The 12,855-nt window shown below is 45.4% G+C and carries 8 protein-coding genes; 1 reads left to right on the plus strand and 7 read right to left on the minus strand.

Annotation, left to right across the window (positions count from 1 at the left end; genetic code table 11):
• The first annotated feature begins 65 nt into the window (after positions 1–65).
• Positions 66–1,529, plus strand: a complete 1,464-nt coding sequence (locus M1D67_RS17495; protein ID WP_145654515.1) for an esterase/lipase family protein — start codon at positions 66–68, stop codon at positions 1,527–1,529.
• Here the strand turns inward: M1D67_RS17495 and M1D67_RS17500 are convergent.
• The 7 genes from M1D67_RS17500 to essB all read right to left on the minus strand — a co-directional run bounded on the left by M1D67_RS17500 (position 1,526) and on the right by essB (position 12,847).
• Positions 1,526–2,056, minus strand: coding sequence for an HD domain-containing protein (locus M1D67_RS17500; protein WP_020452803.1), 531 nt, complete (start codon positions 2,054–2,056; stop codon positions 1,526–1,528). The two genes, M1D67_RS17495 and M1D67_RS17500, sit on opposite strands and share 4 nt — an antisense overlap.
• A gap of 151 nt (positions 2,057–2,207) precedes the next feature.
• Complete coding sequence (locus M1D67_RS17505; protein WP_101561515.1) at positions 2,208–2,939, minus strand: (S)-benzoin forming benzil reductase; 732 nt, start codon at positions 2,937–2,939, stop codon at positions 2,208–2,210.
• 20 nt (positions 2,940–2,959) lie between these two features.
• Positions 2,960–3,415 carry a hypothetical protein gene (locus tag M1D67_RS17510; protein ID WP_023856164.1) on the minus strand — a complete coding sequence of 152 codons (456 nt, stop codon included), beginning with the start codon at positions 3,413–3,415 and terminating at the stop codon, positions 2,960–2,962.
• 12 nt (positions 3,416–3,427) lie between these two features.
• Positions 3,428–3,916, minus strand: coding sequence for a type VII secretion protein EssA (essA, locus tag M1D67_RS17515; RefSeq protein WP_025809752.1), 489 nt, complete (start codon positions 3,914–3,916; stop codon positions 3,428–3,430).
• The gene (gene esaA / locus M1D67_RS17520) at positions 3,906–7,013 is read right to left on the minus strand and encodes a type VII secretion protein EsaA (protein WP_458110700.1); all 3,108 of its coding nucleotides are present in this window, start codon (positions 7,011–7,013) and stop codon (positions 3,906–3,908) included. Before esaA ends, essA begins: the two co-directional genes overlap by 11 nt.
• Positions 7,010–11,494, minus strand: a complete 4,485-nt coding sequence (gene essC, locus M1D67_RS17525; RefSeq protein WP_479831410.1) for a type VII secretion protein EssC — start codon at positions 11,492–11,494, stop codon at positions 7,010–7,012. The genes esaA and essC overlap by 4 nt, the downstream gene beginning before the upstream one ends.
• 36 nt (positions 11,495–11,530) lie before the next feature.
• Entirely contained in the window at positions 11,531–12,847 is a 1,317-nt protein-coding gene (essB, locus tag M1D67_RS17530; RefSeq protein WP_245117748.1) for a type VII secretion protein EssB, read from the minus strand.
• Positions 12,848–12,855 lie beyond the last annotated feature (8 nt).

Raw genomic sequence — 12,855 nt, forward strand, 5'->3', positions numbered from 1 at the left:
GTATAAAGTTCACCTTCAGAAAATAAGATGAAAACGCTTACAACAAAACCATGAGGTGAACAACGATGAAAAAACTGGTACTGCTCATGCTTGTTTTGCTGGTCGTGTATCCGCATGTATCGAAAGCGGGAGGATTTAAAGGAGGAGGAGGCGATCCGGGTCACTGGTTCGCGGGAGACCCTGTTGAACATCCTGATCCCGCAAAACCGCCGATTGTATTTGTCCATGGATTAAACGGCTCTTCAAGCGCTTGGTTTGACGAAAATGACATGGCGGAGCAGGCGTGGAAAAACGGATATGATGCGGCTTTTATCGATCTTCACCCCGATAAAGACATGCAGGATAACGGAGCGATGCTGGCCGCGAAACTGCGCGAAATCTACCAGCATTTCGGCCGCAAGGTCATTCTCGTTTCCTACAGCAAAGGCGGAATTGACAGTCAGTCGGCGCTGATTCATCACAACGCATACCATTATGTCGAGCGCTTGATTACGCTCGGAACCCCCCATCACGGTTCGCAGCTGGCAGACCTTGCCTACAGCAGCTGGGCAGGATGGCTCGCCGATATTTTAGGCCAGAAAAATGCCGCCGTTTACTCTCTCCAAACAGGGTTTATGAAATCGTTCCGCGATCAGACCGACAATCATCCCAATCGATCGAAAACCAAATATTTCACCTTGGCAGGCAATAAAATCGGCGGGTTCGGCAGCGTTTTATTTTTTGGAGGCGTCTATTTAAACATGTTTGGCGAAAATGACGGTGCCGTCACCGAAAAAAATGCGAGACTCCCTTACGCCACAAACCTGAATACAGGGAAGTGGGATCACTTCTCGATTATTAAAGGAAACCTCACATTTCCTGTATTTATGCCTTTATTGACGGTTCAGGCATATGCAAATGAAACAGCGGCCATCAAGGAAAACCTATCGTACCCTTTCATCAGAGGAGGGGAAAATCATGGATTGAGAGAAGAGGAATTCGCCGTTGAAAAAGGCGTCAAGGAAATAACCGTTCACTGGCTGAGCAATCATTCCTCGGGAAATATCAAATTGACAGATCCGCACGGCAAACCGCTCAAAGATTTTTCAAAAGCAAAGACGGCGGATGTTTTTGAAGGGGGATTCGTCCATTCCGCTGCCATTAAAAATCCGGCAGCAGGTACATGGAAGATCGCATCATCTGTCAAACAAAAAGAGGCGTTTTTGTTCATTGTGACGTTCGATTCTCCTCTGAACCAGCAAATTAAAAACGCAGTCACCAGAGAATCGGCAAATCTTGCGAATGTTAAGGCGTCCGTTCGTTCTATCCGCTATGAAAACGGAAAACAGGCCGAGAAAAAGTCGCTGAAACCAGCTTCCATCAATGCACTGCAAAACAGCCTGTCATTCAAAAAAGCGGGCTTGTATTCGGTGACGATCGACCTTTCAGGAAAAACGGCAGACAACTCGCCGTTTAACAGGACGATCATCCGCTCTATTTATGTAAATGACAAAGGGGAGAAGTTTGAAAACAGCCCTTTGTCCGATTAAACCGTTCTTTTCATGGGAGATAAAGATTCATCGACCATGCGGTCAAGTTTTCTGATCTTTTCAAGCGCCAGCTTATGATCGATTTTGCGGTAATGGTGGTTTCCGCCCGGCTCTTCATCCAGCTCATCCGCTTTTTTGACGATTTCCTGCAGCTTGTTTTTATCGAGGTCCCCTTCTGGCAAATAGGAATCCGTATGAAGCAAAATCGCCAAAGCAATCTCTTTTGCCGCTTTCCGATCTTCGCCGAGGCGGATCAGCAGCTTGTGAGCGCGCTCGGCACCCTTTATCGCGTGAATGTCGTTTTGCTTGTATTTTTCATAATCCCATTCCCCGTCGGTATACCATTCATAATGACCGATATCGTGCAGCAAAGCCGCTTTTGTCGCGATATCAGGGTCTACTCCCGCTCGCACCGCCAGGCGGTATGCGTGGTAAGCGCAGGCTACGGCATGAGCTACACCGGAGCGTGTTAAATATTTTTGTGCGATTGGATGGGTGAATACATCCACTAATGTTACGTTTCTCATGTAAACCCCTCCTTTATATATTTTTAGAATCCTAACATATTTTCATGTAAATCTCAATTGATCTGACACATCATATTTAAAATTCCGCTATATGAGCCGGCGCCATAATAAAAACAAGCACAATCGATTTGATGTGCTTGTTTTTTATTTTTCACAAAAACTCTTTAATGTCATACACTCTGCCGTTTTCAAAGTCGGTCTCAAGCAGATCGAGCAGAACGCCAGCGACGTAAGGCGTGCTTCTCAGCTTTCCTTCTGTTTGATAGGTTTTGAATCGTTCAATTTCATGAAAGTCTTTTTTCGATGATGAACGTATTACCTCTTGCATGCCGGTATCCATGATCCCCGGTGAGAAAGAAATCATTTTCACCGGATCAGATTGATCTTCCTGTTCAAAGCCGAATGTTTTCGTGAACATATCGAGCCCCGCTTTTGAACTGCAGTAGGCGCTCCATCCTTTATAAGGGTTTTTGGCCGCACCTGATGATATATTGACAATCGATTTTTTGCCTTTGTATGGCTTGAGCCATTTGGTAAACAGCTGGCTGAGAATCACCGGAGCTAACAAATTTAAGTCATAATGCAGCCTCAGCTCTTCCGGTTCAGCTTCACCGGCGCGCTTGATCGGCGTCACCATACCCGCATTGTTGATCAAGGTGATCGAAGTAAAATCGCGGGCTTGGACAGATTCTGTCAATTGCCGAAACCACTTTTCTGTTTCGGCGAGCTGTGTCAGATCAGCCTCATGCCGGATCAGCCTCTCATGACTGACTTCAGACTTGGTCCTTGAGACAGCGTGAACAATATGGCCTTTTTGCAAAAGCCCTTCGGCAATCGCGGCGCCAAGCCCTTTTGACGCTCCGGTAACAATGGATAAATGCACACGGCGTCCCTCCTTATCCATTATTGTACTGATTCATCAGCCTGCTTCTCAAGTGCAGCGGTTTTCTGTTCCGGAAGAAACGCGGCGAGCACGTAAAAAACCGCCGTCAGTAAACTGAACCATTCGAACACAATCAGCTGGAGAGCTGCCCCAAAAACAAGCAGACCTTGCGTCCATGAACCGCATTTCCCTTTTAAAATGCGAATCAAAGCAAAGATCATGATGGCGAGTGCCACACCCGAGCCTAGCAAGCCATAACCGTAGTGGACAAAGTCCGCCATTGCCTGATCGTGTCCCTCCCTCATCGATGGGTATATCAGTAAAATGATGCCTAATGTGCAGATGACCACAATGTAATAGAAAATGGATTCTAATATGAGCAGCCCGTGTACTGCCACAAGCATTAATAACCAAATCGACGCCAATGCAAAAGCTAACCATGCAGATAGCACCTTATAGAACCTCGGATTTTTCATTGTTGAGCGCTCCTATTTTTTCTGCTGCCCGCTGACTTTCGGAATCAAAAAGAACAGACCTGCGATGCATAAGAGGATCAGCAGACCGTATAAAATGGGCAGGAAGATGGATTGCCGGCTTTCCGCAGCGTCATCTTCCCGTCCCGATAAGGACGGATTTGCCGAGAATGACAGGTCAAGCTGCTTCAGCTTTGACGCCACGGAATTGCTTTCATTCGTGAAGCTTCCGGACAGGCTTTTCAGCTTTTCGATGGCATCTTCTTTTTTCGAATCTGTAAATGAGAATTCCTTCAGTTCTTCTGGAATTGATATTTCTTCCTTGTATTCCGTCTCTTCTTCCTGAAGATAGTCCGTCTCGATTTTAATATCCTGCTTTTCATACTCGTTTGGCTTTACATCGACTTTATCGGTTTCCTCCGCCTTCACGAACGGAGTGAAAAGAAAGAAGGAGAGCATGACTGCCATGATCCCCTTCTTTCCCCATTTCGCATTAAGCATCATGGTCAGTCTCGCTTTCTTCTGTTCTTGATTTTGCAAAATCGATAATAAAAGGAACAGCAATCGCGATGATCGTGATTAAAATTAATGCACCGATTCCGAGTGCAAACTGGCTTCCAGTTCCGTACTGAATCGACATATATACGGTTGATACCGGATTGTTAAAGCTGAAGTTCGGCATCGCCAAGTCAAGCAGCGGCGCTACATAGAACAGCACCATAGCGGCTGTTGCGATTCCGCCTGCGATCGATCCCAGCATAAACGCCGTCCGGATGATGGCTGAACTTGCGACCAGCAGCAAGATCGTAAAGACCGACCACATGACAGCCTGATCGTCTGCGAGTGAGTAAATGTTCAAACCGAACAGACTGATCATCAGTCCGACAATAATATTCAAAATGCCAAACAGCGCGCCTCTGACTAAGAGCGGAGCATTTTGATAATGGTGGCTGAAATATCCGATCAGCAAGCTGGAAAGCATCACAATCACGAGAATGACGACCGGCGGTACGTTTTGCGCTTTCGACTCTGGAACATCCCCGCTGATTTTCACCGGACTTGCCAGATGATCGTATACATATCCGTCGTTTCCTCCGAACGCATTGCCGAGAATGCCGTACACGTCTCCGCGGATCAGCTTTGTCGTCGCGACATTTTGGCCCCAATTTGAATTCAGGGTATCCGCTTTTTTCTGAACATCGTTCACACTTTCCTGAATATTGCCCGTGTACTCGATGACGCCTGATTGCGTTTCCGACAAGGAACCGAGCATGTTAGACAGCTGCAAAATGTCATTTCCGAGCGTATCCTGCATGCTGATGACCATCGTTCCATCTGTCGCGTCTCCCTGCATGACCGCCGTTCCGGCGCCTTCCGGATTGCGCAGCTGTTCAGATACGGCATTTGCTCGTTCTGAAATCGTGCTGAGTTCATTCAGCGTTTCTGTTTGCTTTTCATCAATGAATGCGCCGTAGGTTGTTACAAAATCGGACATACCTTCTGTGTAATCTTGAATGTCCTCATTTGATAACAGCATGTTGTTTTTAAGGTTTTCCCATTTTTCCGCTTCGGTTTTACCAACTTTAAGGACTGTATTGAGGCCGTCTTGTGTCCCGGAAATGACGCTTTCCTTAGTTGAATAATTGACTGAACCGAAAAACGTTGTTTCATAATTTGATAGTAACTTATAGTAATTGAGCAGTTGATCGACATCTCTCGTACGAATGTTAGATTCAAAAGCTTTTTTTAAGGTGCTATCTTCTGGAAGATATTTTGATACTCTCTCTTCTATATTTTGAATTTTTTTATAGATAGCATCAATATCATCGTTCAGATCTTTTATTTCTTTCTTTAAATCCTCAATGTTTTCATTTAGGTTTGTAATTTCTCCACTCAGGTTTTCAAGCTTTTTTTTCAGCTCTTCATTATGAGTGTCTTGTTTTGTACGAAGGTCTTCTTCCACCTTTTTAAGCCGGGCAGCAGCTTCATTTAGCTGCTCTTTTAATTTGGCAACCTCGCCATCTGATCCTTCTGAAGGCGAAGGCTGTTCATTCCCAGGGTTCTGGGTATCTCCATCTTCACCTGTTGCTTGATCATTTGTCGGATCTTCAGGATTTGATGCGTCTTGTTGTCCGTTTTCCTCGGTTACGGCGGACGATTCTTGATTCTGATCAGAACTCGTGTTTTCACTAGTAGTGCCTTCACTCTGATCTGAAGCCGGATCTTCAGTAGCAGGGTCTCCGCTTTGGTCGGGACCCGGTTCTTCAGGAGATGGTTCCGTACCTCCCGTATCTCCACTATCATTATCGGAAGAATCTTTTAGCCCGTCGGATAATTCTTTGAGCTCAGCCGCAATGCTTTTCAATTCATCCTGCTGTTCTTGAAGATTGATTTCTAAACTGTTCGGCTGTTCTTCATCATCCTTGTCTTCATCACCTTTATCCTCATCATCCGAACCAGGATCGGTTCCATTCTGCGAATCATCTTCAGAGCCTTTCGACAGCTCTGAACGTTGGTCAATCAACTCAGGCTCAATTTTATTCAAATTAGCTTTTCTTGTTTCAGCCTGATAATTATCTATCAACTTATTTTGGATCGAATTAATCCCATTCAGTTGGATTGAAATCTGATCCTCCCGCGTTTTTTGCAGGTTTTCAAGAGAGGTAGAAGTCAAGCTAAACTGGTTTTGTAAACCATTGAGCGAAGTTGCCATGCCGTTCATTTGTTCGCTGAAGCGGCTTTGGGCGCTGGCTTGCTTGTCTTTGATAGATGTCAGGCCGTCTTGAATTTGTTTTTCACTGTCCGCCTGGGCCGATTGAAGCAGTTCCGACTGCTTTTCTTGATATTGTTTGTACTGATTGACGTTGTCGACGAAGCTGTCCAATTGTTTTTTGGATTCTTCTACGCCTGCGTTGCGCTCTTTTGATGTGCCTTCTGTTTCATTGATCGATTCTTTCAGTCTGTCGATCATCTCTTTTTGTCTTTCTACTTCGCCCGCTAAATTGTTGGAGCTCGGCTTGTAAAAATTGTACATCGCGTTTTGGAACTCTGATTCTTTGTTTACGATGCTGTCAAACTCTTTTCTGACCTTTTTGACTCCCTGTTTGACAAAGCGCCAATACAGGGAAGACATTTTTTTGCTCACCGTTTTTTGCGCGTCTTGAAGTTCGCGCTGGACTTTTTCCTTGTTGACGGCGTCAAGCTGGTCCTGAATTTTAAATTCCAGCTCCGCTTTTTGTGGACGCTCATGGTTGTAGCTTAAAATGTTTTGCGAAAAGTCCGACGGAATGTAGACAATCGCATCGTATTGCTTCTCCGAAAGTCCGCTTTCTGCTGCGCTCCGGTTGACGACCGTCCATTTATAGTCCGGACGGTCAACCAGGGAAGCCGAGATTTCGTTCCCCAGCAGCGCATCTTCATCAACGGTTCCGTCATCTTTCAAAATGCCGGTATCTTCATTGACGACAGCGATTTCCCTTGTCGCGTTCGATACCTTTTTCGTCGGGTTCTCACCGATGAAATGAAAGAACAAGACGGGCAGCAAGATGATCGTGACGAAGGCGCTGATAATTTTCAGCGTGCTTTTTTGTTGTTCCGTCATTTCGTTTTCTTCCTTTCTACGGCACATAAAGGAATTTGAATTTTCCTCTCTTTGCCGTTTTCAACGATATAGCCAAAGCCCGGGAGAATTTCCGGCTCCTGGCGTTCATATGGGAGCTGAATCAAATTCTGCTCGGATTTTTTCATCAATAGCATGGCGTGTCTGACCTGCTTGACTTCGCTTGTCAGCGAATCATAGCCTTTTGTGAACTCGCTGTGATTTCCGGCAGGTATAAAGTGGAAGCCTAAATGGGCGTATGACTTCATAAACATCGCCATTTTATCCTGAATAGATGCGTCGATTGTCTGCTGGAACCGTGAAAGTCCGTCGACGATAAAGACCATCGGTGAAAAATCAAGGTTGGCGATTTCGCCTTGTTTAACGGCTTCCAAATACATCGCTTCTCTTGTCCGGCAAATTTCTTCCGTCTCAGCCAGCCAGAGCATAATGTCGTCTTTTGTTTCAAGATAGCTGATTTGATCCTCTGTCGCATATTGAGAAAGCCCTCTGTCTATCGAATCAAACACGGCAATTTTTTTCGTGTCATGGTCAAGCAGGTGCTCGAGCATGATCTTGATGACGTTTGTTTTTCCGCGCTGCGTCTGACCCATGATGAGGCAGTGCTTATTTTTCTCAAGGTTAAAGTATACCGGTTCGACAGATTCTTCATCGAGTCCCATTGGAATAAGGCCTCTTTCAGGCTGAAGCGGATAATCTCTCACAAACTGCGTAACGGAAAGCTCCAGCGGCAGCATCGGCACAGGCGCCGGCTTTCTCATGCCTTCCGACCGTTCTGCGATCGCCTGAATGTCGGATTTGATCCGTTCAAACAGCTCGATATCATTGTCCGCTTCCACAGGCATAAACATTTGTGCGAAGTATTGGTTTTCTTTATTGATAATGACGCGTCCAGGGATCGGTTCAAGGCTGAATTCCGGCCTTCCGATGATCGAATATGCTTCAGACTGATCCATCAGGTAGTGGACAACCCTCGTTTTCAGGTTGTTCAAGAGCGACTGTCTGATCGCATTGACCCTTGTCGCGGTCAGGATTAAATAAATTCCAAGCGACTGGCCGTCGCGTGAAAACTGGATAAATTCGCTTTCAAGTTCATGCATTTCGTCTTTAATGATGTCAAAGTTGTCGACCGTTATGAAAATAAACGGCAGCTTTTCCTCATTCAGCGCATTGTACATCTTGATATGGCTGATTTCTTTTGCGCGGAAAAGATTTTTCCGGTGCTCGATTTCCGCCTTGATCCGGATCATGAATTTCTCGATTTTTCTCGTTTGGTCCATCAAGAAATAATCCGCGGTATGCGGAAGCCTTGCAAGCGGAAGCAGCGTTCCGTTGCCAAAGTCGAAAATGTAGTAATGCAATTCTTCCGGTGTATATTGTTCGGCAAAGCTCATCATGAACGTCGTAGCGGTCAGGGATTTTCCGTAGCCTGACGATCCGACGATGCCGATATTGCCGTCATCCATCATGCGATAGCTGATCGGCTCCTGGCTTTGCTTTTCAGGTTCATCGATATAAGCAAAGTTAAAGGCATCCGCTTCCTCAGACGGGTAGCGTGTTTTAGGTATGCGCTCTTCAAGAGGCGGCAGCCAAGGGCTCGGAAGCTTCTCGATTCCCATTTCCTCTTGAATCCGTTCAATTTGTTCGACGACTGCGGAAATTTCCGTTACGGCCTCTTTTTTCGCAGTATGATCGGCGTCAACGTCTGACAAAGGAATTAAACCGGTGTCTGTGACGATCGCCACTTCATCCTCTGTGCCGTAGCCGTCCTCCATGTAAGGGGCGCCGCTCCATGCAGACTGGAACAGTTCATACACCTCATTGTTGCCGACTTGCAAATAACCGCGGCCCGTTACCGTGATGGTAGCCGCATCCCCATTTTTAAGGATTTCTTTACTGTCATTCGCATCCTGAACCTTCAAGGCGACCTTGAATCTGGAGTTACTCCAAATCTGGTCGTCGATGATGCCGCCCGGTTTTTGCGTCGCCAAGATTAAGTGCACCCCGAGACTTCGGCCGATCCTTGCCGCGCTGACAAGCTCGCGGATAAATTCCGGTTCTTCGCTTTTCAGCTCGGCAAATTCGTCTGAAATTAAGAAAAGGTGCGGCATCGCCGTTTTCGCTTTTTTCTGTTTGTAAAGCTTTGTATAGTCATTGATATGGTTGACTTTATACTGATCAAAGAGCCGCTGCCTTTTCTTCAGCTCACTCTTAATGGACGCCAGCGCCCGGTTGCTGAAGTTCTTGCTGCCTTCAATGTTAGTAATCGTTCCGAGCAAATGCGGGATGTTCCGGAACGGCTGCGCCATTCCGCCCCCTTTGTAGTCGATTAACAAAAATGCGACTTCATGCGGGTGGAAGTGAACGGCCAAAGACAAAATATAAGTCTGCAAAAATTCACTTTTACCCGAACCGGTCGTTCCGGCAAGCAGCCCGTGGGGGCCGTGGGCTTTTTCGTGAAGATTTAAATGAACAATGTCGTCTTTTCCTTTATAGCCGATCGGTACGGCCAAAGATTTGGCCGATTCGCTTGTCAACCATTTTTGGCCAATACCGATGTCATCGACTTCCTTCACTTGGAACAGTTCGAGAAACGATACGGTATCAGGAATCGAATTCGTCATGCCCGTCTGGTGGTCAAGCGTTCTCAGCGTCCGGGAAAACAGTTCGTTGTCTTCTCTGTTGTGGTGATCCAGCTGAAACGGGATCTGGACGGCTTTCTTTTGCTTGATCAAAATGTCGCCTTCCTGTTCAGTAATATAACGAACAAGAGTATGAATGTTTTCGGACAGGCTTTCTTTCGTCTCTGCCGCCACGATTGTCGACACTCCGAGGTTTTTCTGCTTGCCTTCCAAATATTCTAAAATGACGTGTTCCGCGATGAGCTGCTGATTTGTGATGATAAACACAAAGTGCGGCTTATACAAAGTTTTCTTTTTGTTTTCATCTAAATCCCGTTCTCTCAAAATTTCATATATGCTTGAAAGGAGCTGATCTCTTGTCTGTTCGTTGTAAATAAACCCTTTCGCATAAATATGAGGCATCTGAAAATGCGGAAGCCACTTCATCCATTCCCATTCTTGATACTCGGCTTCGTCAAAAATAAAGATAAAGCGCAAATCATGATAGCTGTGGAAAAATGCGAGCTGGCCGACAAGCTGATGAATTTCATTTTTGACGACGGACAATTTTCCGACGACGCCCATCGGGCCTTCAGCAAGATTCACGGTGATCGGTGCATTTTTCAGTTCTCTGTAGACCTCTTCCATTTTTTGCGTTTGTTCAAGGAGATGGTCTGTATCGCGATTGGCCAAATCTCCGCCGTTCAAATTGATTTGGTATGAAGATGCAACATTTCCCGTTCCAAGGCGGATTTGCAGAAAATCGGCGCTTTCAATCGATTTTTCCCAAATCCGTCCGCTGATCTCCTTTGTTAAATATTTCATTCTCTCGAATGTAGGAAAATGGAAATCAAGGACGAACTTTTGCCTTTCTGCAAGTTCGTGCAGCTCTTTCTTTTTGTTTTCAAGGTAAAGGGTGTAGACCCGCTCTCTTTTTTCTTCTCTTTTTTTACGCTGATTTTTGTCGCGGAAGTACTGCACGGTTGACGTAATCAGCGTCATCATAAACATCGCAAGGGAGACGATGATAAAAATTCCCCGCGGCTGAATGAGCGCCACGATCCCCATGACGAGCAGCATGACGATCGGAGGCAGAATCATCAGCCATAAGCCTCTGTTGTCTCCGTCGCTTTCCTGTGCCGGGAAGCTGAAGGATATCTTTTCATCCGGCAGATCGTAAATCATTCTCGGCGGCCTGCGGTATTGCGGATATTTATTTTTTGTCTCCGAGCTCGGCTTGAGAATGTTCTCCAAAGACGTATCATATTGCCCGAACCCCTCGATTTCCAAGAGGTCATCTTCAATGATGCGAAGAATATTCAGTCCAAATGCGATTTCGTCTCCATTTTGCACGGAGACCGAAGCGGACACTTCTTCTCCGTTCAAATAAATTTTGGCGCCATTCGGCAGGACATTCCATCGCCCGTCGAGGCGGATGAAGGAGAATGTACCTTTTTCTCCAAAGAATGAATCCGTTTCATTGAAATAAACATCCGCTTCTTGATCAAGGGAAGAAATGACGACTTCCTGTCTCTCTCCCAAATAGTAGGCGGGAACGCTGTCGGATTCTTCGGCTAAAAAAAGTGTCAGCTGTTCAGCGCCGCTTTGGACGGACGCCTTTCCGCCAAGCTTTAAAGAAGAAACAGTCTCCCCTCCCAGCTGCACGTTGAAAGCGTCTGAGTCCTTCTGCTTTTCCAGTACCACCGGGCCTTTTTCAAACGAAAAATGCTTGATCGTGACAGAATGTTTCAAATCCGGCCCGATGGTGAGCGTGCGGCTGTTCTGATCATCCAGTTTTATTTTTTGATAGTTTTTATGATAAAAAATCCATAACAGACTCATTTCCCCGCCTCCTGCCAACAACAGGTGTTTTCGCTTTTATTTATCATCTTTTTTCTTTTTGTCTTCCTTTTCTTTATTTTCTTTTTTCGCCTGCTCTTGCTCGGCTTTCTCCTTTTCAGCCTTTGCGGCTTCTACGTCCGCCTGGCTTTGCTCGGTGTTTGCCTGCTGGTTTTCATCAGTTTTAGCTTTCTGTTCATCTGCTGTCCGCTTCAATTCTTCAAGTTCTTTTTCGAGCGGTTCCAGCTGTTTCTGCCTCTCATCACTGGACAATTTATCATCAGCTTTAATGTCATCTGTATATTTCATAAGTGCCAACATAATCTGTGCATTGTTTTCCAGCTTACGGGCCGTCTCAAGCGCTTCTTTATTGGCGCCGCGTCCGATCTGAATCCAATAAAGGAAGTTATTCGGATCGACTTGAAGCGTCAGGCTCTTCATAGCATCTTCCTGTAAATCCGCTTCCTTCAGTACATTGTCAACGATGATATACGAATAAGCCAGCTGATATTGAACAGAATCAGGCATCTCGCCGGCATCATATTTATCAAGCGTACTGATGACTTTGCTGTACTGTTTATTTAAGAAGTAGCGGTTGCTTTCGATAAACGCCTGCTGTTTCGGTTGTGCAAAGAATAATGAGTAGAAGGAAAATAAAACAGCCGGTATTAAGCATAAAATAAGTCCTAACCCTATGTACCTTTGAATCTTCCATTTCTTTTTCGGAAGATGGACAAGCGTTTTTTCTTCGGCATCCAGTTCATCGATCTTCTTTTGAATGACGGCTTTCAAATCGCCGTACGTCCCGCTTGTGATGATGTCTTTTACCTGGTCTGAAAACTTGATGGTTTCGCTGTATTTTAAATACTCTTCAAAAGTAAACTGCCCATCGACAGCAAGCGCAGCGGCGGCTTTCACTTCATTGAAAAGTCTTTCTTCGTCGTGTTCATATGGCGGAATGCTTTCTTTCACTCCATAATGTAAAAATTTAGGTGTTAATCCTTTGTCAAAAACAATATTTTCAGGCGCAGCGATCAGGTGCAGCCTTTTAATTGAATGTTCTTCGACGGCTTTCACGAGCTGGTACGCAAAAAGCCATTTGCTTTTTTTATTTTTTCCTTTTATATAACGAAATTCTTTATATTCGGAAGGAGGCTGAATCAAAATTTGGACTTCATCATCGGTCATGACGGTTTCTTTATTAAAGGAAGGATCGACTTCTTTGATGACGTTTGCTTCCAAGCCGTTCACAAGATTGATCTTTTCTCTTTGAAAACGAAAGATATATGAACCGTCTTCTTTCGTCATGACGGCCTCTAATTGGTCTTCGAGATACGTTTTCTTTTTCTCTGCCATTCACCCAG

The organism is Bacillus sp. PK6-025 (genome assembly GCF_056530265.1).

Excerpts from the sequence above, each read along its gene's own strand:
- essB (WP_245117748.1), bottom strand. The coding sequence starts at position 12,847 with ATGGCAGAGAAAAAGAAAACGTATCTCGAAGACCAATTAGAGGCCGTC.
- essC (WP_479831410.1), bottom strand. The coding sequence starts at position 11,494 with ATGAGTCTGTTATGGATTTTTTATCATAAAAACTATCAAAAAATAAAA.
- essA (WP_025809752.1), bottom strand. The coding sequence starts at position 3,916 with ATGATGCTTAATGCGAAATGGGGAAAGAAGGGGATCATGGCAGTCATG.
- M1D67_RS17510 (WP_023856164.1), bottom strand. The coding sequence starts at position 3,415 with ATGAAAAATCCGAGGTTCTATAAGGTGCTATCTGCATGGTTAGCTTTT.
- M1D67_RS17500 (WP_020452803.1), bottom strand. The coding sequence starts at position 2,056 with ATGAGAAACGTAACATTAGTGGATGTATTCACCCATCCAATCGCACAA.
- M1D67_RS17495 (WP_145654515.1), top strand. The coding sequence starts at position 66 with ATGAAAAAACTGGTACTGCTCATGCTTGTTTTGCTGGTCGTGTATCCG.
- esaA (WP_458110700.1), bottom strand. The coding sequence starts at position 7,013 with ATGACGGAACAACAAAAAAGCACGCTGAAAATTATCAGCGCCTTCGTC.